Source organism: Pseudactinotalea terrae (genome assembly GCF_009733845.1).
Classification (GTDB): domain Bacteria; phylum Actinomycetota; class Actinomycetes; order Actinomycetales; family Beutenbergiaceae; genus Pseudactinotalea; species Pseudactinotalea terrae.
This window is the reverse complement of record NZ_WNXZ01000002.1, coordinates 372051-391839: the sequence shown is the minus strand read 5'-3', so window position 1 is coordinate 391839 and position 19789 is coordinate 372051. Positions and strand designations below refer to the sequence as shown.

The 19789-nt window shown below is 70.8% G+C and carries 20 protein-coding genes; 9 read left to right on the top strand and 11 right to left on the bottom strand.

Going from position 1 to position 19789, the window contains the following annotated elements:
• Nucleotides 1-30: 30 nt before the first annotated feature.
• The 3 genes from GPA03_RS09320 to GPA03_RS09310 are packed head-to-tail and all read right to left on the bottom strand — an operon-like array spanning nt 31 to nt 2815.
• Nucleotides 31-732, bottom strand: coding sequence for a pyrimidine reductase family protein (locus GPA03_RS09320; RefSeq protein ID WP_156251709.1), 702 nt, complete (start codon nt 730-732; stop codon nt 31-33).
• Nucleotides 732-1634, bottom strand: coding sequence for a dihydropteroate synthase (gene folP, locus GPA03_RS09315; protein ID WP_156251708.1), 903 nt, complete (start codon nt 1632-1634; stop codon nt 732-734). Before folP ends, GPA03_RS09320 begins: the two co-directional genes overlap by 1 nt.
• Nucleotides 1631-2815, bottom strand: a complete 1185-nt coding sequence (locus GPA03_RS09310; protein WP_156251707.1) for an aminotransferase class I/II-fold pyridoxal phosphate-dependent enzyme — start codon at nt 2813-2815, stop codon at nt 1631-1633. The genes folP and GPA03_RS09310 overlap by 4 nt, the downstream gene beginning before the upstream one ends.
• 38 nt (nt 2816-2853) lie before the next feature.
• Between GPA03_RS09310 and GPA03_RS09305 the strand changes: the two genes are divergently transcribed.
• Entirely contained in the window at nt 2854-3429 is a 576-nt protein-coding gene (locus GPA03_RS09305; RefSeq protein WP_156251706.1) for an isochorismatase family protein, read from the top strand.
• On the opposite strand, the gene GPA03_RS09300 is transcribed toward GPA03_RS09305, so the two are convergent.
• The 3 genes from GPA03_RS09300 to rsmI form a co-directional block, all read right to left on the bottom strand.
• Nucleotides 3426-3881, bottom strand: a complete 456-nt coding sequence (locus GPA03_RS09300; protein WP_156251705.1) for a hypothetical protein — start codon at nt 3879-3881, stop codon at nt 3426-3428. The two genes, GPA03_RS09305 and GPA03_RS09300, sit on opposite strands and share 4 nt — an antisense overlap.
• A 65-nt stretch (nt 3882-3946) precedes the next feature.
• Nucleotides 3947-4369, bottom strand: coding sequence for a hypothetical protein (locus GPA03_RS09295; protein WP_156251704.1), 423 nt, complete (start codon nt 4367-4369; stop codon nt 3947-3949).
• Nucleotides 4369-5250, bottom strand: a complete 882-nt coding sequence (gene rsmI / locus GPA03_RS09290) for a 16S rRNA (cytidine(1402)-2'-O)-methyltransferase (RefSeq protein ID WP_156251703.1) — start codon at nt 5248-5250, stop codon at nt 4369-4371. Before rsmI ends, GPA03_RS09295 begins: the two co-directional genes overlap by 1 nt.
• Nucleotides 5251-5418: 168 nt before the next feature.
• Between rsmI and GPA03_RS09285 the strand changes: the two genes are divergently transcribed.
• Both GPA03_RS09285 and GPA03_RS09280 read left to right on the top strand, forming a co-directional pair.
• Complete coding sequence (locus tag GPA03_RS09285; RefSeq protein ID WP_206673501.1) at nt 5419-5994, top strand: DoxX family protein; 576 nt, start codon at nt 5419-5421, stop codon at nt 5992-5994.
• A 225-nt stretch (nt 5995-6219) separates the two neighbouring features.
• Nucleotides 6220-8061 (top strand): dolichyl-phosphate-mannose--protein mannosyltransferase, encoded by a 1842-nt coding sequence (locus tag GPA03_RS09280; protein WP_156251702.1) that lies wholly within the window; start codon nt 6220-6222, stop codon nt 8059-8061.
• A gap of 51 nt (nt 8062-8112) precedes the next feature.
• Here the strand turns inward: GPA03_RS09280 and GPA03_RS09275 are convergent, their stop codons facing one another.
• Nucleotides 8113-8979, bottom strand: coding sequence for an aldo/keto reductase (locus tag GPA03_RS09275; protein WP_156251701.1), 867 nt, complete (start codon nt 8977-8979; stop codon nt 8113-8115).
• Nucleotides 8980-9027: 48 nt separating this feature from the next.
• Nucleotides 9028-10359 carry a family 20 glycosylhydrolase gene (locus GPA03_RS09270; protein ID WP_162458316.1) on the bottom strand — a complete coding sequence of 444 codons (1332 nt, stop codon included), beginning with the start codon at nt 10357-10359 and terminating at the stop codon, nt 9028-9030.
• Between the two features lie 57 nt (nt 10360-10416).
• On the opposite strand from GPA03_RS09270, the gene GPA03_RS09265 reads away from it, so the two are divergent.
• The gene (locus GPA03_RS09265) at nt 10417-11448 is read left to right on the top strand and encodes a glutathione S-transferase family protein (protein WP_156251699.1); all 1032 of its coding nucleotides are present in this window, start codon (nt 10417-10419) and stop codon (nt 11446-11448) included.
• Nucleotides 11449-11523: 75 nt separating this feature from the next.
• Nucleotides 11524-12708, top strand: coding sequence for a flavin-containing monooxygenase (locus GPA03_RS09260; protein WP_206673500.1), 1185 nt, complete (start codon nt 11524-11526; stop codon nt 12706-12708).
• On the opposite strand, the gene GPA03_RS09255 is transcribed toward GPA03_RS09260, so the two are convergent.
• The 3 genes from GPA03_RS09255 to GPA03_RS09245 all read right to left on the bottom strand — a co-directional run bounded on the left by GPA03_RS09255 (nt 12705) and on the right by GPA03_RS09245 (nt 15715).
• Entirely contained in the window at nt 12705-13067 is a 363-nt protein-coding gene (locus GPA03_RS09255) for an MmcQ/YjbR family DNA-binding protein (protein WP_156251697.1), read from the bottom strand. The genes GPA03_RS09260 and GPA03_RS09255 overlap by 4 nt on opposite strands.
• A complete protein-coding gene (locus tag GPA03_RS09250; RefSeq protein WP_156251696.1) occupies nt 13064-14488 on the bottom strand; it encodes a mycothione reductase in 1425 nt (474 codons plus the stop codon). The genes GPA03_RS09255 and GPA03_RS09250 overlap by 4 nt, the downstream gene beginning before the upstream one ends.
• A gap of 171 nt (nt 14489-14659) precedes the next feature.
• Nucleotides 14660-15715 (bottom strand): glycosyltransferase, encoded by a 1056-nt coding sequence (locus GPA03_RS09245; RefSeq protein WP_156251695.1) that lies wholly within the window; start codon nt 15713-15715, stop codon nt 14660-14662.
• Between the two features lie 270 nt (nt 15716-15985).
• Here GPA03_RS09245 and GPA03_RS09240 point away from each other — a divergent pair, with 270 nt between their 5' ends.
• The 4 genes from GPA03_RS09240 (at nt 15986) to GPA03_RS09225 (ending at nt 19587) form a co-directional block, all read left to right on the top strand.
• Nucleotides 15986-16585 carry a hypothetical protein gene (locus GPA03_RS09240; protein WP_156251694.1) on the top strand — a complete coding sequence of 200 codons (600 nt, stop codon included), beginning with the start codon at nt 15986-15988 and terminating at the stop codon, nt 16583-16585.
• A gap of 231 nt (nt 16586-16816) precedes the next feature.
• Nucleotides 16817-17560 carry an SDR family oxidoreductase gene (locus GPA03_RS09235; protein ID WP_156251693.1) on the top strand — a complete coding sequence of 248 codons (744 nt, stop codon included), beginning with the start codon at nt 16817-16819 and terminating at the stop codon, nt 17558-17560.
• Between the two features lie 60 nt (nt 17561-17620).
• Nucleotides 17621-18058: an SRPBCC family protein gene (locus tag GPA03_RS09230; protein WP_156251692.1), complete on the top strand. Its 438-nt coding sequence runs from the start codon at nt 17621-17623 to the stop codon at nt 18056-18058.
• Nucleotides 18055-19587: an FAD-dependent oxidoreductase gene (locus tag GPA03_RS09225; protein ID WP_156251691.1), complete on the top strand. Its 1533-nt coding sequence runs from the start codon at nt 18055-18057 to the stop codon at nt 19585-19587. Before GPA03_RS09230 ends, GPA03_RS09225 begins: the two co-directional genes overlap by 4 nt.
• Nucleotides 19588-19789 lie beyond the last annotated feature (202 nt).

Here is a 19789-nt window from a genome sequence, read left to right as displayed (position 1 = left end):
CGCGATCTGGCAACGAGTCTGGGTCACCGCTCAGGCGCGCAGGTACCGCAGGAACAGCATCGGACCGCCCGGCAGTGCGTGCGCCAGCCGCATCGGCACGGTGTGCTGCGGGCCGCGCGCGATCCGGGACGCCGCGCCCGACTCCAGCACCGGGCTGATCGTCAGGCACAGCTCGTCCACGGCCTCGAGCGCGATCAACGATCCGAAGAGCCTCGGCCCGCCCTCGCAGAGCACCTGCCGGAGCCCGCGTTCGGCCAGCTCGGCCCGCACCGCCACCAGGTCGACGGCGTCCTCGCCGTGGACCACGAGGTCGGCGACCTCCGCCAGCGCGGCATGACGCTCGCGTGGTGCCGCGTGGTGGGTGATGACCAGCGGCCGCACCGGTGCGCTGGTGAAGAGCGCGCTCGCCGGGTCGAGGTCCAGCGAGTGCGACACGATCGCCAGCGGCGGGTGCGCCGGCAGCCCGTTCTCGACGCGCCACCGTTGCGCGGGCGCGTCGAGCAGCGGCCCGACGTAACCCTCGACCCGGATCGTGCCCGCGCCGACCATGACGACGTCGGCGAGCCGCCGCAGCACCGCGAACACCTGCTGGTCCCACTCGTCGTTGAGGCCGCTCGAGCGGCCGTCGCGCCACGCCGCGCCGTCGAGGCTCGAGACGAAGTTCACGCGCAGGTGCGGCGCAGACCGGTCCGGCAGGGCGTAGTGCGCGAGCAGCGCGGCGTCGTCGAACATCAGAGCGGGTCGGCGTCGATGTTGTGCTTGAGGTACGCGGGCTCGCGCAGACCCAGCACGGCCTCGGTCATCCGCACCGCGTCCACGGTCTCGCGCACCTGATGCGCCCGGACGATCCGCGCCCCCGCCGCCACGCACAGGGCCGTGGCCGCGAGCGTGCCGTGCAGTCGCTCGCCCTGCGGCCGGTCGATGCTCTCGCCCACGAAGTCCTTGTTCGACAGCGCCACGAGCATCGGCAGCCCGATCGCCGCGACCTCACCCAACCGGCGGGTGATCTCCAGCGTGTGCATGGTGTTCTTGTTGAGGTCGTGCCCGGGGTCGATGACGATCCGGTCCTCGGCGATGCCCAGCGAGCGCGCGTGCGCGACCCGATCCCTCAGGTAGCCGACCACGTCGGTCACCACGTCGTCGTACTGCGGGCGGCGGTGGTGCCGGTGGGGCTCCCCGAGCGAGTGCGCCACGACGACCGTCGCTCGTGCCTCGGCCACCACCTCGCCCAGCCCGGGCACCCGCAGACCCATCACGTCGTTGATGACGTCGGCGCCGCCGTCGAGCACGGCCTGGGCGACCTCGGGCCGATAGGTGTCCACCGAGATCACCACGTCCGAGATCGCCCGGATCCCCTGCACCAGCGGGAGCACGCGGTCGATCTCCTCGGCCACGGACACGTCCGGGGTGTCGGGCGAGAACGGGATGCCGCCCACGTCGACCCAGTCGGCGCCGTCGGCAACGGCGCGCTGCGCCTGCGCGACCGCGGCCTCGAGCGCGAAGGTGGCGCCCTTGTCGAAGAACGAGTCGGGGGTCCGGTTGACCACCGCCATCACCGCGGTGCGGCGGGCGAAGTCGAACGTGCGGCACCCGATCGTGCGCGGCCGCAGGGCAGCGACCTCGGGCGGGGTCATGCGAGCCGGGTGAGGCCGCGCTTGAGGTTGCGCACGGCCTGCGCTATCCGCTGCTCGTTCTCGATCAGCGCGAACCGGACGTGCCGCTCGCCGCCCGGGCCGAACCCGACGCCCGGCGAGACCGCTACGTCGCACTCGTTGACCAGGTGCGTGGCGAACTCGATCGAGTCCATCTCGTCGTAGGCCTCGGGGATCCGCGCCCACGCGAACATCGTGCCCTTGGGCTTGAGGATGTCCCAGCCGATGCGCTGCAGTCCGTCGTAGAGGGTGTCGCGGCGGGACTCGTAGATCGCCGACAGCTCGGCCGGGTAGTCGACCGCCTCGTTGAGCGTGACCGTGGCAGCGATCTGGATCGGCTGGAAGGTGCCGTAGTCGAGGTAGGACTTCAGCTGCGTGAGCGCCTTGATGACATCGCGGCGCCCCACCATGAAGGCGACCCGCCAGCCGGCCATCGAGAACGACTTGGTCATCGAGTAGAGCTCGACCGCCACCTCCCGCGCGCCCTCGCACTGCATGATCGACGGCGGCTGCCAGCCGTCGAAGCACATGTCGGCATACGCGAGGTCGTGCACGAGTGCGACGTCCCGCTCGCGCGCCCAGTCGACCAGGCGCTGCAGGTCGGCGAGCTCCACGGTGGCGGTGGTCGGGTTGTGCGGGAAGCTCAGCACCACCACGCGCGGCTTCGGCCAGCCCAGCTCCCACGCCTCCATCACGCGATCGATGTACTCGGCACCGTCGCTGCCGTCACCGATCGGGACCTGTCGGGCGTCCGCACCGGCGAAGTACGGCCCCCAGATGTGGATCGGGTAGCTCGGGGTGGGCACGATCGCGGCGTCGCCGGCGCTGAGCAGCACCCACATCAGGTGGCTGAAGCCCTCCTTGGCGCCGATCGTCGAGATGATCTCGTGGTCGGGGTCGAGCGTGACGCCGAACCGGCGCTGGTAGTGGTTCGCGACCGCGAGCCGCAGGTTCGGGATCCCCCGGGACGAGGAGTACCGGTGGTTCCGCGTGTTGCGGGCAGCCTCCGCGAGCTTCTCGACGGCGATCTCCGGGCTCGGCAGGTCCGGGTTGCCGAAGCCGAGGTCGACGACGTCGCGACCGGCTCGGCGGGCCTCGAGCTTGAGGCCGTCGATGATCGTGAACACGTACGGCGGCAGGCCGTTGATCCGGCGGAACTCCATGGGTCCCGAGGCTACTCGTGCGATGGCAGAGTGGAGACATGGCAGCCACGCATCGGGCACTGATCGTCGTCGACGTGCAGCCCACCTTCTGCGAAGGTGGCGCGCTCGCGGTCGAGGGAGGCAACGCCGTCGCCGTGGCGGTGGCGGCCTACGCGGCCACGCACCGTGGCGGCTACGACGCGGTCGTCACCACGCAGGACTGGCACATCGACCCGGGCGCTCACTTCAGCGAGGCGCCGGACTTCGTCGACACCTGGCCCCCGCACGGGGTGGCGGGCACCGACGAGGCCGAGCTGCACCCGGCGCTCGCGGACCTCGCTCCCGACCACTCGGTCAAGAAGGGCCGCTACGAGGCCGCGTACTCGGGGTTCGAGGGCGTCGACGTCGCAGGCCGCTCGCTCGCGGAGCTGCTGGCGGCACGGGGGATCGAGAGCGTGGACGTCGTCGGGATCGCCGAGTCGCACTGCGTCAAGCAGACAGCGCTCGATGCCGCTGGACTCGGCCTGCGCACGCGCGTCCTCACCGACCTGACAGTGCCGGTCTCACCCGCGCAGGGCGAGACCGCACGCGCCGAGATGCGCTCAGCCGGTGTGGTGCTGGAGCGGTCGGCCTAGGACATCAGCAGGAACGTCACCACCACGGCGACGAGCGCCACGACCACGCCGATCCACTGCATCGGGATCCAGAACAGGGTGTGGATGTTGCGGAGCCGCTTGCCGATCACAGCGGACTCGTGGGCCAGCATCGCCTCCGCCTGGCCCTGCGCCTCGGCCTGCGAGGAGGGAGCGATACCGGGCGAGGCCTGGAACTGGCCGTTGGCGACCGCGAACTGCAGCTCCGCGCGGCGCTGCGCGACCCACTGCTGCGTCTTCTTCTCGGGATTGATGACGTTCAGCCACCAGCCGGCCGCGAACGTGCCGGCCGCGCCGATGAGGAGGCCGAGGCCGACGAGCGGCCCGTTCACCTCTCCCTCAGGTGCTACCAGGGAGCTCAACCCGAAACCGATCAGTGCCCCTACTGCCACGATGAGAACGGCAAGGAACCCGAAGCCACGCCAGATGATCATTCGCGGAGACTACTGGCGGTCAGCGACGTCGCAGCCACGCGTCCACGGGGAGCACTCCCCATGCCTCAGCGCTCGATCGTGGGGGTCCTCGCGTCGTCGGCCTTCTCGGCGATGAAGCCCGCGAGGATCTCCCCACGCAGCGCGATCAGCTTCTCGCGCACGGCATTCTTCTCGCGCCTGGAGCCGCCGTCGCGCAACAGGTGGGTGGCGCGCTCCAGGTTGTCCAGCCGGCGCGACCACTCGACCGCGCGCTGGGTCTCGTGCTCGTCGTCGGCGCTCGTGCGGATGTAGGAGACCTGCTCGCGCAGCACCGCGATCGTCTCGAGCATCCCGGCCGGCCCCCTGGTGCGCTTCGCGACCAGCTTGGTCACCGCCTCCTGCACGCTGTGCAGGATCTCGGGGTGATCCTTCAGATACTTCGTCACGACCGGACCGGCCGTACCGACGATCGTGGCCACGGTGCCGAGGAACTTGCGGTCGACCGCCATCAGGTGCCCTCCTTGCGCGACGTCGGGTCACGATAACCCGCGCCTGCTCTTCTGGCCGCGAGTGCGCCCTCGTAGAGCTCGCGACGGCTCACGCCGGTGCGTTCGGCCACCTCACCGGCCGCGTCCTTCAGCCGGGTGCCGGCCTCGACCAGCGCGAGCACCTCCGCCACGTGGTCGGCTGCCTCCGCAGCCACCGGCACCACACCGGCCACGACGACGGTGATCTCGCCTCGCACGCCGTCGGCTGCCCACTCGGCCAGAGAGGCGAGGCCACCGCGCTTGACCTCCTCGTAGGTTTTGGTCAGCTCGCGGCAGACCGCAGCCTCCCGGTCCTCGCCGAACGCCGCCGCCATCGCCGTCAAGGTGTCGGCGATCCGGTGGGTCGCCTCGAAGAACACCATCGTGCGCTGCTCGGCGGCCAGGTCCTGCAGTGCTCGACGGCGCTCCCCAGCCTTGCGAGGGAGGAAACCCTCGAAGCAGAACCGGTCGGTGGGCAACCCCGAGAGCGCGAGCGCGGCGAGCACGGCGCTCGGGCCGGGTACCGCCGTCGCCCGGATCCCGCCCTCGATCGCGGCGCGCACCACCCGATAACCCGGGTCCGAGACGCCCGGCATGCCGGCATCGGTCACGACGAGCACGGTGGCACCACCCTCGGCGGCCTCGACGAGCTCGGCGGCACGGGCGGCCTCGTTGTGCTCGTGGTAGCTGACGACCCGGCCCCCGATGCTCACGCCGAGCCTGGTCGCGAGCGCACGAAGGCGGCGGGTGTCCTCGGCGGCGACGACATCGGCCTCGGCCAGCAGCCGCAGCAGCCGCGGCGGGGCGTCCTCGGCATCGCCGATCGGAGTCCCGGCGAGCACGACAACCCCAGTGGATGGCACGGGCCGAGTCTGCCAGCACCCGCCGACCTCGGGACCTCTGTCCTAGGCAGTGCCTCGAAAGTCAGGACCTCGGTCCCTGAAACCGGGGGTGTGCAGCCGAAAGAATTCTCATGAGCGATCAACCAAGACACCGCTCGACCACCATCCCTACTCCGCTAGGACAGAGCAATGACCACCACCCGCGACCACGCAACTCAGGCCCCGACCGCCGCCCGCGCGGTCGTCACCCAGGAGTCGATCGTCACGAGCCCGCTCGCACGCAAGGTGCTCGCAGTCGCTCGCATCGTCATCGGCTTCTTCTTCCTCTGGCCCTTCCTCGACAAGACCTTCGGTCTGGGCTTCGGCACCCCCGCTGAGCGCGCCTGGATCAACGGCGGCACCCCGGCCCAGGGTTACCTCAACAACCTGGACCCGGCGCAGCCTCTCGCCGGCTTCTTCCAGTCCGTCTTCGCCAACCCGGTCGGTGACTTCATCTTCATGATCGGCCTGCTGGGCATCGGCGTCGCGATGATCGTCGGAGCCGGCATCCGCATCGCCGCCATCGGTGGCACGCTCCTCATGGCCTTCATGTACGTGGTGGCGCTGCCGTGGATCGCTGGCGGCACCAACCCGGTGCTCGACTCGCACTGGGTGGAAGCCCTCCTCCTCCTGATCGCCGCCGTCACCCTCGCGGGCGACACGTGGGGACTCGGCAAGTGGTGGGCGAACCAGAGCATCGTCCGCAAGAACCCCTGGCTCCGCTGAGCCACTCGTTCGAAGCCCTCGGCACCCGTGCCGGGGGCTTCGTCGTGCCCGACGGCGTGTGCCAGCACCTGCGCACTCACACCCGCCGAGTTCGTTGCAGATCGCCGAGTTCGTTTGGTACTCCCAACGAACTGGACGATGTGGAACGAACTCGGCGACAGGAGCGGCCGGGCAGGGTGCCCGAGGCGGCTGAGCCCCACACCGAGCACACCTACACTCGACGCCGTGAGGGGAGCCGACGACGACGCGCACGCGTCCGCCGACGACGAGGCGTGGGCACCCCAGATCGTGGAGGGGCCTGACGCGGCCGACAGGTCGGACGAACCCCCGCCCACGGTGAGCGAGCCCGCAGAACCCGAGGCTCCGCCGTCGAGAACCAAGCCTCCGCTCCCGGTGCGGCACTCGATCAAGGGTCAGAGCTGGAGCGAGCTGCGCACCCGCTGGTCGGCGCCGGCGGTCGCGGTGGCGGGGCGCAGCCGGGAGGTGATCGAGTCCGACCTGCTCTCCCGGCTGGTGCGGCCGATCCCCGGGTCGCGGCTGACCTCGTGGATCGTGACGCTGCTGATCACGGGCGTGGCCGCCGCCCTGCGGCTGCTGTACCTCGGCCGCCCGGGCCGGATCGTGTTCGACGAGACGTACTACGTCAAGCAGGCGTACTCGCTGCTGGCGCTCGGCTACGAGGGCGACTGGATCGAGGAGAACGAGGAGCAGCCGAACGAGCGGTTCGCCGCGGGTGACTACTCGATGCTCTCGGACGAGGCGGACTACATCGTCCACCCCAGCGTCGGCAAGTGGATGATCGTGGCCGGCCTGAAGCTGCTCGGTCCGAACGACCCGGTGTCCTGGCGGCTCGGCGCTGCGGTGGCCGGCACCCTGATGGTGCTGCTGCTGATCCGGATCGCGCGCCGGTTGTTCGCCTCGACCGTGCTCGGCGCGACCGCCGGCCTGCTGCTCGCGATCGACGGCAACCACCTCGTGATGTCCCGGATCTCGATCCTCGACATCTTCCTGGCCTTCTGGGCGCTGGTGGCGTTCGGCGCGATCCTGCTCGATCGTGAGCAGTATCGACGGCGGCTGGCCGCTCGCGCTGCCGCCGAGCTCGACGAGGAGGGCACCTACCGAGATCCGTGGGGGCCTCGCGTCGGTCCGCGCCCGTGGCTGCTGGTGGCCGGCGTCGCGCTGGGGCTCGCGTGCGGCGTGAAGTGGTCGGGCCTCTACTTCGCCGCAGCGTTCGGGCTGGCGGTGGTCGCCTGGACGATCAGCGCGCGACGCGCCGTGGGGGTGCGCTACTGGGTGGGCGCAGGCGCGCTGCGCGACGGTGTCCCCGCGTTCCTGGCGATGATCCCCGTGGCCGCCGCCACCTACGTGCTCACCTGGTTGCCCTGGTGGCGCAACCCCGACTCGTACATGCGGCAGTGGGCGGCCACCACCAACGCACAGGCGGAGGTCCCCGAGCGGCCCTGGATGCCGGACTGGCTGAACTCCTGGTGGGAGTACCACCTGAGGATGTGGGACTTCCACAACAACCTCACGACCGAGCACACCTACCAGTCGCACCCGATCGGCTGGCTGATCCAGTGGCGTCCCACCTCGTTCGCCTGGCGCTCGGTCGAGGAGGCCGACGGCGCCTGGCAGACCTGCGGCGCCGATCGCTGCGCCGGCGCGATCCTCTCGGTCGGCAACCCGGTGATCTGGTGGGGCGCGGCCCTGGCGCTGCTGCTGGTGATCTGGGCAGCGGTACGGCGCCGCGACTGGCGTGCCTGGGCCATCCTCGCGGGCTACGCGGGTGGCTACCTGCCGTGGTTCGCCTATGCCCACCGCACGATCTTCACGTTCTACACGGTCGCGTTCGTGCCGTTCGTGGTGCTCGCGCTGACCTACGGCCTGGGCGAGCTGATCGGATCGCGCGCACTGCCGCTGCGGGAGCGGCGGCCCGGCATCTGGGCCGCCACCGCCGTGGTGGTCGCTGCCGTGCTGGTGTCGGCCTTCTTCTGGCCGATCTGGACCAACCAGTGGGTCCCCTACTGGTTCTGGCGGCTCCACATGCTGCTGCCGACCTGGGTGTAGTCCAGCCCAGCCGGAGCCGGGCCGGTCAGGTCATGGCTGTCGGCTCCGCCGTCACTCCGGGGTCGGCTGGGCGAAGTCGGCCACGTCCGGGTCGCCACCGGTGCGCTCGCCGCGCTCGAGCCCCTCGATCGCGTCGATGTCCTCGGGCTCGAGGTGCACCCCGAGCGCAGCCCAGTTCTCCGCCATGCGCGACGGCGTCACAGACTTGGGGATGACGATGTTGCCCTGGGCGATGTGCCAGGCCAGCACGACCTGCGCGGGCGTGGCGTCGCGCCGCTCGGCGATCTGGAGCAGGACCGGGTCCTCGAGCAGGCCCTTCCCGGCGCCCAGCGGTGACCAGGCCTGCGTCGCGATCTGGTGGGCGGCGTTCCAGGCGCGCAGCCGCTCGATCTGGAGGTACGGGTGGCACTCGACCTGGTTGAGCACCGGCGTGACGCCGGTGGCATCGATGATCTGCTGCAGGTGCGGACCGTGGAAGTTGGAGACCCCGATCGAGCCGACCGCACCCTGCTCGTGCAGGTGGACGAGCGCCTTCCAGGTGTCCACGAATTTCTCGAGCGGCGGCGCCGCCCAGTGGATCAGGTACAGGTCGACCTTCTCGACCGCGAGCCGCTCGAGCGAGGCCTCGTAGGCGCGCAGGGTCGTGTCGTAGCCCTGATCGGCGTTCCACAGCTTGGTGGTGAGGTAGACATCCTCACGCGCCAGCCCGGACCCTGCGATCGCGCGACCGACGCCACGCTCGTTGCCGTAGATCGCTGCGGTGTCGATCAGGCGGTAGCCGACACGTAGCGCCTCCTCGACGGCGGGCTGCGCCTCGTCGTCGGGCACTCGCCACACCCCGTAGCCGAGCTGGGGGATGGTGGTGCCGTCGTTGAGATCGACGAGAGCGTGGCCGTGGTGGAGATCTGCTGAAGTCACGCGCAGCAGGCTAGGGCATCGGGCACGCTCGCCCGTTCGCCCAGCGCCTCAGCGTCCAGGAAGCGGGCGCTCGGTGTGAGCAAGCCCTCGCGACTCCCACAGCGGGACGTGCGCCGGCAGGTCCTCGGCGAACGCCTCCCAGTCCCGCACGTCGGGTGCCGACCACGCGACCTCGGCCACGGCGACGAGGCGCGGCAGCAGCATCGAGAACAGGTCGTCCTCGGTCTCGATCGTCTCGGTCCACAGCGCGGCCTCGACGCCGAGGATCGACTCGGGCGGGAGGTCCGGGATCACGGTCGCCGGGTCCCAGTCGTAGGAGTCGCGGACGTCGACCAGGCCGGCCCAGGTCTGGCCGAGCGGGGAGCTGGCGTCGTACTTCATGTCGAGATAGGTGCGGTTGCCGGGACTGAGGATGATCTGGTGGCCACGCCGGGCGGCCGCGATCACCTCCGCCGGGTCGGCGTTGGAGTCCCACCACTGCAGCACGGACCGTCTGTCCTGCAGGGCCGGCGCCGCCTCCTGCCAGAACACCGGGCGCTTGCCGAGCCCGAGCACCAGTGCCTCGACATGCCGGACGAACGCGGTGTACTCCTCCGGCGTCAGCAGCCTCACCTCGTCGCCCCCGACGTGCAGGAAGTCGCCGGGCGTCTGCTCGACCAGAGCACCGATGACGTCAGCGAGGAAGCCCTCGGTCTCGGCGAGCTCGAGCCGCAGCGTGGAGTGGCCCACGTCGATGCCGGTGTAGATCTCGCGAGCCTCGCCGTCGCTGTTGAGGCCAGGCACAGCGTGCAGCGCGGCGGCGGTGTGACCAGGGAGATCGATCTCGCCGACCACGGTGATCCCCTGCTCGGCGGCGTAGGACGTGACCTCGGCGAGGTCGGCCACGCTGAGGAACCCGCCCGGTCCGCCGCCGACCTCCGAGGAGCTGGAGCGCTCGATCAGCTCGGGGCGGGCCGGCACCTCCAGACGCCAGCCCTGGTCGTCGGTCAGGTGCAGGTGCAGCACGTTGAGCTTGTACCGCGCCGCGAGGTCGATGACCTTGCGCAACGTGTCGGGGCCGAAGAAGTGGCGGGAGATGTCGATCATCAGTCCGCGCCACGGGTAGCGCGGGGCGTCGATGATCTCCAGCGCCGGCACCACGCCGTCGACGGACAGCTCGAGCAGCTGCATCGCGGTGGCGCTCGCGGCCTGGGCCCCGGCGCTCTGGTTGGCGGTGAACTCGATGCCCCGCTCAGCGGTGACCGAGAGCGTGTAGGACGCGTCCTCACCGACCTCACCGAAGCCGCCGGAGACGACGAGCTCACCGTCCTCCGGCACCCGGTACTGCTCACCGTCGGCGAGGGTGAGAACGGTCGGGGCGGGGATCAGCGGAAGGCTCACACCCCCAGTCTGCCGACTCCCCACCCGCATCGCCACCGAGGGTCGTAACCTGCAGGCGTGGAGAACAGCTACGTATTGCCCGGCCAGGAGTACTCGCGCGACACCTCCTACATCGAGTCACGGATCACGCGCGACGGCGGTGACGGCTGGCCGGTGGAGCCCGACCGGTACCGCCTCGTGGTCGCACGTGCGTGCCCGTGGGCCAACCGCACGATCATCGTGCGGCGGCTGCTGGGGCTCGAGGGCGCGATCTCGCTGGGGATGTGCGGACCGACCCACGACATGCGGTCCTGGACGTTCGACCTCGACGAGGGCGAGCAGGACCCGGTGCTGGGCATCCACTGGCTCGCCGAGGCCTACTACCGCCGCGTGCCGGGGTACCTGAAGGGCATCACCGTGCCCGCGATCGTGGATGTCCCGACCGGCGCCGTGGTGACCAACGACTTCGCGCAGATCACGCTCGACCTGTCCGGCGAGTGGAAGGACTTCCACCGCGACGGCGCACCCGACCTCTACCCCGAGGCGCTGCGCGAGGAGATGGAGCCGGTGATGCAGCGGATCTACACGGAGGTGAACAACGGTGTGTACCGGTGCGGCTTCGCCGGCTCGCAGGAGGCGTACGACTCCGCGTTCGAGCGGTTGTTCACTGCGCTCGACTGGCTCGAGGAGCACCTGAGCACACGCCGCTACCTGATGGGCGAGACCATCACCGAGGCCGACGTGCGGCTGTTCACCACGCTGGTCAGGTTCGATCCCGTCTACCACGGGCACTTCAAGTGCAACCGGAACAAGCTGATCGAGATGCCTGTGCTGTGGGCGTACGCGCGGGACCTGTTCACGACACCCGGTTTCGGTGACACGGTCGACTTCGAGCAGATCAAGTCGCACTACTACGAGGTCCACACCGACGTGAACCCGAGCGGGATCGTCCCGGCCGGTCCTGATCTGGCGGGCTGGTTGGAGCCGCACGGGCGCGAGTCGCTCGGCGGCCGGCCATGGGGCGACGGCACGCCGCCCGCGCCGCCGCTGCCGGCCGAGACCGTGCCGCAGCACGCCACGCCGTTGCCCGGCGGCGTCGCGCCCGCCTGAACCGGTCGCTGACGGCGGCTCGTCCGCAGCGCCGTACCGGTCCGCGACCCCGCCTCGCGGAGTACCGTGCGGCTCGTGGACAGGGTGCGACGGCGCTTCCCGGTCGCCGTGATCGGTGGTGGTCCGGCGGGGCTCGCCGCGGCTGCGGCGCTCAGCGCTGCAGGGCTCGCGCCCGTGGTGCTGGAGCGCGGCGAGGGGGTGGGGACGAGCTGGCGGGCGCACTACGACCGGCTGCACCTGCACACGGCACGATGGCTCTCAGGCCTCCCGGGACTGCCCTTCCCGAGACGGGTCGGTCGCTGGCCCGCCCGTGACGACGTCGTGCGCTACCTCGAGGAGTACGCGGCTCACCACGATCTGGAGGTCCGTAGCGGCGTCGAGGTCCGGCGGGTAGACCCTGACCCGGGCGGGCGCGGCTGGGTGCTGCGCTCCCCGCAGGGCGATCTCGAGGCGGGAGCCGTGGTGGTCGCTACCGGCTACAACGCGGTCCCGAGGATCCCGGACTGGCCCGGGCAGGGCGGATTCACGGGCTCCGTGACGCACTCTCGCGACTACCGGTCCGGCGCTGCCTACGCGGATCGTGACGTGCTCGTCGTGGGGGCTGGGAACAGCGGCGCGGAGATCGCGGTGGACCTGGCCGAGTCCGGGGCGCGGCGAGTACGGCTCGCGGTGCGCCGGCCGCCGTACCTGATGCCCCGCTCGATGCTCGGGGTCCCCACGCAGCTGATCTCGGTGGCGATGCGCTACGTCCCCACCCCGGCGGCCGACGCCATCGCCGAACCCGTTCGCCGGCTCGCTGTCCCCGATCTGAGCGCATCGGGATGGCCACGCCCTGTCGGCGGTCTGTTCACCCGCGGGCGGGCGGGCGCGATCCCGATCCTCGATGTCGGCCTGGTCGCCGCGCTGCGGGCAGGCGACGTCGAACCGGTCGCAGCGGTCGCCGGTTTCGACGGTCGGGAGGTGGCGCTCGCCGACTCCAGTCGCATCACCCCCGACGCCGTCGTGGTCGCGACCGGCTACGGGCGCGGGCTCGAGCCACTGGTGGGGCACCTCGGCGTTCTCGACGGGCGTGGAGAACCGCTCGTCCACGGCGCTCGCACCGCACCGGCCGCGCCCAGGCTGCACCTCATCGGCTTCAGCAACCCGATGAGCGGGATGTTCCGCGAGTTCGGGATCGATGCCGGTCGCATCGCCCGTGCACTGTCCCGCGGGGGTGCCGCCGCCGCCCGTGGCCGGTTGACCACCCCTGCCACCTGCTAGGAGCTGAGCTGGGCTGCGAGGGTGGCCGGGGCCTGCACCCGGTAGGAGTCGGTCAGCAGCTCGGTGAGCTCCTGCCAATCGGTCGCGTCGTCGACGATCATCCCGATGACGTTCGCGCCCCAACCCGCGCGGAAGTAGGGGTGGCCGAGGTGCTCGAACGCGGCGACCTCATCAGGCTCGCCGTGGAACATGATCCGAAACTGCTGGTCCTCGCCGCCGAAGACGTGCGCGATCGTGCTGGTGCCCACGCGCCAGCGTTGCCCGACCCACGCATCCTCGCGCCGAGCCTTCGGGAAGCCGGACATGATCTGCTCGAGCCGGTCGAGGATCTCCTCGGGCACGTCGGGGCGGTCGCTCACGGTCCAGTGGTACCAGCCGGCGCCGACACCTCGAGGCCGAGCAGCGCGTTCTCCACCACCTCGGCGAGCGCCGGGTGGATCCAGTACTGCCCCCGCGCGATGTCCAGCACGTGCTGCCCGAAGCTCGCGCCCTGGATCAGCGGCTGGATCACCGTCGAGGCCATGGTGCCGACGCAGGCCGCGGCCAGGATCTGGCCCTCCGGCGTCGCATGCACCGTCAGGAACCCTTCCTGGTCCTCCAGCGCCCAGCCGTAGGCGATGTCGCCATAGCGCTGGGTCTTCGTGACGTAGGAGATCCCCGCGGCGTCGAGCTGCGGGGCGGTCGGCCCGAAGGACGCGACCTGCGGGTGCCCGAAGACGGCGTGCGGCACGAACCGGTGGTCGCTGGTCTGCGGGGCGGCATCGATCTTGCCGAGCGCGACCGCGAGGTTGTGCGCCACCACCCGCGCCTCGTGGTTGGCGACGTGCTTGAGCTGCCACGGCGAGCAGACGTCCCCGAGCGCCCAGGTGCCGGGCGCGGTGGTGCGCTGCTGGTCGTCGACCACCACGAAGCCGCCGGCGTCGACCTGCATGCCACCCTTCTGCGCGTCGAGGCGGTCACCGTTGGCGACCCGCCCGACGGCGAGCAGGATCACCTCGGCCTCGAGGACCTCGGTCTGACCGGCCTCGTCCTCGACCGTGACCCGCCAGACATCACCCACGCGCTCGGCCTCGCGAAGGTGGGTGGAGGTGCGAAGGTCGAACCGCCGTCGGGCCGCTTCGGTGACGGCCTGGGAGACAGAACGCTCCTCATGGGTCAGCAGCACGTCCGAACGCTGGACCTGCGTGAGCGCAACACCGAAGGCTGCGAACACGTGCGCCATCTCGCACGCGACGTAGCCACCGCCGAGGACGAGCATCCGGGGCGGCAGCGTCTCGAGCCGCATGATCGTGTCGGAGCTGTGGAGGCCGTTGTCAGGATCGAGCCGCTCGAGTCCGGGTACCTCCGGGAGGACGGCGGCGCGCGAGCCTGCTGCGACCACGACAGTCTCGCCGCTGATCTCGGTGCCGTCGGCGAGTCGCAGCGTCCGCTCCCGCACGAACGTGGCGTTCTGGTCGTACAGGGTCACGAAGTCCTGCGAGCGCCGGTAGGCCTCACCGCCGTCGGCGATCGGGTCGATGCGACCGAAGATCCGGTCCCGGATCGCGGGCCAGTCCACGGTCGGCTCGCCGAACGTGACACCCAGGCGCGCGGCGTCGGCCGCCTCGACCACGCGGTCCGCGGGCAGCACGAACATCTTGGTCGGGATGCAGCCGACGTTCAGACAGGTCCCACCGAAGCGCCCCTCCTCGATGATCGCGATGTCCAGACCCTCGAGCTCCGGCGTGACCAGCGAGTTCCCCGACCCGGTCCCGATGATGACGATGTCGTGATGCGGCATGAACCCAACCTAGGTGGTGACGACGGCGTCGCCTGCCGACGTCCTGCGCTGGCGCTCGACGGTGAGGCGGCGCCGGGTCTGATGGTGCGTGACTCGATCGCCACCACGGCATCCCATGACTGCTCGGGGACAGTGACGAGCCAGGGGGCGGGGCGAGCCGCTCCCTGCCGGTCAGCCGAGGAGAGACTCCAACAGGTCCGCGCCCCCGCGCCGTCCGTTCAGTCGGCGCACCCGCTCCCCCAGCTCGGCGGCTGCGTGCGAGTGCGGGCCGTCGGCGAGCAGCTGCTCGAGAGCGCTTCGTATCCGCACCGCGCTCGACCTCCGCGACAGTGACGCGCCCACGCCGGCGCGGGTCACCATCTCTCCGACGAAGGGCTGGTCGGACATCGGGTCGAGGGGCAGGACCAGCAGGGGAACCCCGTGCGCGAGCGTGACCATGGTGGTCCCGTGACCACCGTGGCCGACGACGGCGGACGCCCGCGGCAGGACGTCGACGTGGCGCAACCAGCGGTGCACCTCGACGTTCCCAGGCACCCGGAGAGTGGACGGGTCGAGAGTCGGACCCGTGGTCGCTATCACCCGGACGGCCATGCCGTCGACAGCGTCGAGCACGCGCTGCCACGTCGGCGCCAGAGCCGGGAAGCCGTAGGTGCTGAGACTGGCCAGCACGAGCGGTTCTGTCGGTTCCGCGGGCACGCCGAGACTGACCGGGCCGACGTGCACGACGTCCCCGTGGCCGGCGTCGAGCTCGGCGACCGAGGCAACCATGGTGACGCGGGCGGCGTCGAGCAGGTCGAAGGGGCGCAGCCCGAGCAGACGCAGCAGCGGACCGCCTGGGCGCAGGGAGGTGCGCAGGAAGCCGTCGAACGTGTGCCCCAGCACCACGTACGCATGGCTCGCCCTGCGCAGCTCGTCCATCACACCGAAGAGCACAGTGTCCACGACGACGACGTCCGCCGGCCGCTGCGCGAGCTCAGCGACCACGTCGCGCCCCATCGCCCGGTTGCTGATCAGTCGCAGCAGGGCCGCTGGGGAGACGCCGACCCGAAAGTCACCGGCTGTCGGGTACGGCGCGAGCGTCAGGCCCGCTTCCGCAAAGGTACCGACCTGGCTGGCGAGGCCGAGGAAGCGCACCTGGTGGCCCCGGTCCTGCAGCTCCTGGGCGATGGCGATCGACGGCGCCTGGTTGCCGCCGCCGTCCCAGGTCGCGAAGAGGTAGTCAGCCACGTCTCTCCTTCTCGCCCGGGGGCCGCGTGCTCGGCACCCGACAGCACTCTCGTCTCCACGGCACGTGCGCAGGTCGTCATCGTCCGATCACGACCACGCCTTCCCTACCGTACAGCGGTTGTGTACCATTTGGAACATGCCAGATACCCACCGCGACAGAAACGCGACCGGGCTGCCGGTCGCGCCGAGGGACGGCCTCGTTCTGCGGTCCGGGCACAGCACCGACACCCGCGGCCTCACTCGGGCCGCCCGGTGAGACGGCCCGGACCCGTGACGACGGCGGGACAGGGCGTCGGCGTCGGCACGCTCCTCGCCGAGGCAGTGCCGGCATGGGACACGCGGTCTCGCCACAGCATCCGTGTCGACGCGACACCCGCCGCACTGCTGGCCGCCGCCGACGCCCTGACCTGGCGCGAGGTCCCGGCATTCCGGCTGCTCCTGACGCTGCGGGGCATCGCCGGATCGAACACGACGTCCGCTGCCCCGGTGCTCAGCTGGTTCACCTCCATGGGGTTCAAGGAGGTCGCGCGGACCGGCGAGGAGCTCCTCGTCGTCGCCACCCAGCCGGTTCGCCGCGGGCCCTCTCCCACGACCCCACGGAGTCTCGAGGCCTTCTGTGCGTTCAACGAGCCGGGTTACGTCAAGATCGCCTTCAACTTCACGGTGACCGAGGGCGTACTGGCCACCGAGACCCGGGTGCTCGCGACCGACCCGCGTGCACGTCGACGCTTCGCGGTGTACTGGTTCCTCATCCGCGCAGGCAGCGGAGTGATCCGGCGGGTCTGGCTGCGGGCGATCCGCTCACGGGCACTGGCTCCCGCCCGGGAACGACCGCCTCGATCGTGCGACTCCTCGACGACCGCGTCGTGAAGCGAGCTGTGCGGCTCCTGCTCAGGCTCGGGCTGACCCCACGGGCATCTGCGCTGCTGGAGACGAGCAGGCGCCGCACCGAGCGGCCGAGCACGGGACCAGCGCCGGCGGCGCCCGATCCGCGTGGGGACTCATCGAGATCGGTGCGTCCCGCACCCTGATTCCCATCGACCCACCCGGGGCTCGGCGACGCTGCTCGCCCAGTCCTGACCGACGACCAAGGAGATCCCCATGCGGATAGCCATCGCGGGAGCGACAGGCAACATCGGCCGCCCAACTTCCGACGCACTCGAACGTGCTGGGCACGACGTGGTGCGGATCAGCCGCTCGCTCGGCATCGATCTGACCACCGGAGCGGGGCTCGAGGAGGCCCTGCGTGGTGCCGACGCGATCATCGACGTGACCAACGCGACCGCCGCGGACTCCGCGGAAGCGGTGCGACGCTTCGGCACGAGTACGCGCAATCTCCTCGCTGCAGGCGAGCGCGCGGGCGTCCGGCACCACGTACTCCTGACCATCGTTGGCCTCCACCGGGTCGAGGGCAACGCGCACTACGCCGGCAAGCGCGAGCAGGAGCGACTGGTCGAGTCCGGTCCGCTGCCGTGGACGATCGTCCCGGCTACGCAGTTCCACGACTTCGCCGAGATGGTGGCGTCGTGGACCGAGCACGACGGTGTCGCGACGATCCCACCATTGCTGGTCCAGCCGATCGCACCGGCCGACGTCGGGAAGATCCTTGCCGAGATCGCCGTCGGCGTTCCCCAGGGTCGACACGTCGATCTCGCCGGGCCGCAGACGCAGGACCTCGTCGACATGGCGCGGCGCACGCACCAGGCCCGTGGTCGCACGGTGCGGCTCGTGCCCACGTGGTCGGGGGTCTTCGGCCCCGCGATGGCCGGCGACGTGCTGCTCCCAGGCGACGGCGCGCGCATCGCGCCGACCACGTTCGAGGACTGGCTGAGCCAGCAGCACTGAGCCGATGGAGCGCCGAGAGCCAGCACCCCTCACCACTCCACCCACCGGAAAGGTCGAACGATGATCACCGTGACCCGCCGCATCGAGGCGACACCGCCGCAGCTGTGGCAGCTGGTCAGCGACGTGGAACGCTGGCCCGAGCTTGTCCCGACCGTCGACGACGTGGAGAACGTCGGCTGCACGGGGCCCACCAGGGAGGGATCGCGGTTCCGGGTGCGCCAACCTGGTCTCGTCCCCGCGACGTACGAGGTGACCGACTGGCGGCCGGGCGAGAGCTTCGCCTGGCGGGCATCGACGCCGGGCCTGCTCACCGTGGCCACCCACGAGCTCCTCCCCGACGGTGAGGGAACGCTCCTCCGGCTCAGCATCGGTTGGCACGGCCCGCTCGCGGTCGCGATCCGGGCACTGATCGGCAAGAAGGCCAGGCGCTACGTCGACCAGGAGGCGCTGGCCTTCGCCCGTGCCGCCTCGTCCATGTTCTCCCGGGAGCACCGATGAGCGCCGCGACGGTCCTCGTCGTCGGGGCCGGCCCGACCGGTCTGACGCTGGCGGTGGAGCTCGCTCGCCGTGGCATCTCGGTGAGGGTGATCGACAAGGCTGCGGCTGCCAGCACCGATACCCGCGCGCTGGGGATGCAGGCGCGGACCCTCGAGCTCTACGAGCGGCACGGAATCACCACCGCCCTGCTCGACAACGGGCTGCGGGCGCAGCGTTTCAACGTCTACAGCGAGGGCCGACGCATCCTGCGGGCCGACTTCCACAGTCTTCAGACGCGCTACCCCTATCTGCTCATGATCCCGCAGAACGACACCGAGGCCATCCTCGCGGCCAGGCTGGCCGACCTGGGTGTGAGGATCGAGAGGCGCGTTGCGCTCGACTCCATCACCCAGTCCCCCGATGGCGTCACCGCCGTCCTCACCCGTGCTGATGGAAGCGCCGAGACGGCCATACTCGACTGGGTCATCGGCGCCGACGGCGCGCACAGCACGGTCCGGCGCGCGCTCGACGTCGAGTTCATGGGCTCTGCCTTCGAGGAGAACTTCGCGGTGGCGGACCTGCGGATCGGCTGGGACCGCCCTGCCGAGGAGTTCTTCGCGTTCCTCAACCGTGGCCGGTTCGCCGCCTTCTTCCCGATGCTCGGCGGCTGGCACCGGGTCGCCATCGCCCAACCGCACGCCGCCGGGCGCCAGGACCGGAGCATCACGCACGCAGAGCTGCAGCAGTCGATCAGCGACTCCGTCCCGGGCAGCGCCGTCATCGAGGAGGTGCGACAGGCCGGGCTCTTCCGGATCAATCAGCGGCGAGCCGCCTCGCACCGCCTGGGCCGGGTGTTCCTCGCCGGGGACGCCGCACACATCCACTCAGTCATCGGCGCCCAGGGCATGAACACCGGCATCCAGGACGCGTTCAACCTGGGCTGGAAGCTGGCCGAGGTCATCACCGGGACCGCCGATCCCGGGCTGCTGGACACCTATGCCTCCGAACGTGCCCCCGTCGCCGAACGACTGGTGAGGGCCACACGTCGGGTGACCCGCTTGACGCTGGTGAAGCACCCGCTCGTCACAGCGGCGCGCCGTCACGTCGCACCGTTGCTGCTCGCCCGCCGCCCCGTGCAGGTCAAGCTCACTCGCGCGATCTCCCAGCTCGACGTCTCCTACCACGACCACCGGGGCTCGGCGCCGGCAGGCCGGGCAGCTGTAGGCGACCGGGCGCCGGACACGCCGGCCAGCACCGGCACGCGAGTGCACGAGCTCCTCCATCCCACCGCACACACCCTGTTCAGCGTGGCGGTGCCCGACGACGAGATCCGCTCCGCACTCGGAGACCACGACCGGCACGTCCATGTCGTGCCCCTCCCTGCCGGGTCACCGGCAGCGCGTGCGTACGGACTGCCGCGACCCGCCGTGGTCGTCGTCCGGCCCGACGGGTACGTCGCAGCGCGGGCGCCTCGGAACGACCTCAGTGCGGTCCGCGCGTACCTCGACCGAGTGTTCCTCCGTCGCGAGTCCCACGCTCGGTTGAGCTAGGGAGACCCCGCCGTCCTCGCTCCGCTGCGGCGGACTCCTCGAATCACTGGCCTTCTCAACGCAGAAGGACCAGGGCGAAAATCGTGCCCTGGTCCTTCTGTGTTGTGGAGCTAGGGGGACCCCGCCGTCCTCGCTCCGCTGCGGCGGACTCCTCGAATCACTGGCCTTCTCAACGCAGAAGGACCAGGGCGAAAATCGTGCC

What these genes read in the sequence shown, in the direction of transcription:
- GPA03_RS09320 (WP_156251709.1), bottom strand. Translation starts at nt 732, where the DNA reads ATGTTCGACGACGCCGCGCTGCTCGCGCACTACGCCCTGCCGGACCGG.
- folP (WP_156251708.1), bottom strand. Translation starts at nt 1,634, where the DNA reads ATGACCCCGCCCGAGGTCGCTGCCCTGCGGCCGCGCACGATCGGGTGC.
- GPA03_RS09310 (WP_156251707.1), bottom strand. Translation starts at nt 2,815, where the DNA reads ATGGAGTTCCGCCGGATCAACGGCCTGCCGCCGTACGTGTTCACGATC.
- GPA03_RS09305 (WP_156251706.1), top strand. Translation starts at nt 2,854, where the DNA reads ATGGCAGCCACGCATCGGGCACTGATCGTCGTCGACGTGCAGCCCACC.
- GPA03_RS09300 (WP_156251705.1), bottom strand. Translation starts at nt 3,881, where the DNA reads ATGATCATCTGGCGTGGCTTCGGGTTCCTTGCCGTTCTCATCGTGGCA.
- GPA03_RS09295 (WP_156251704.1), bottom strand. Translation starts at nt 4,369, where the DNA reads ATGGCGGTCGACCGCAAGTTCCTCGGCACCGTGGCCACGATCGTCGGT.
- GPA03_RS09285 (WP_206673501.1), top strand. Translation starts at nt 5,419, where the DNA reads ATGACCACCACCCGCGACCACGCAACTCAGGCCCCGACCGCCGCCCGC.
- GPA03_RS09250 (WP_156251696.1), bottom strand. Translation starts at nt 14,488, where the DNA reads ATGCCGCATCACGACATCGTCATCATCGGGACCGGGTCGGGGAACTCG.
- GPA03_RS09235 (WP_156251693.1), top strand. Translation starts at nt 16,817, where the DNA reads ATGCGGATAGCCATCGCGGGAGCGACAGGCAACATCGGCCGCCCAACT.
- GPA03_RS09230 (WP_156251692.1), top strand. Translation starts at nt 17,621, where the DNA reads ATGATCACCGTGACCCGCCGCATCGAGGCGACACCGCCGCAGCTGTGG.
- GPA03_RS09225 (WP_156251691.1), top strand. Translation starts at nt 18,055, where the DNA reads ATGAGCGCCGCGACGGTCCTCGTCGTCGGGGCCGGCCCGACCGGTCTG.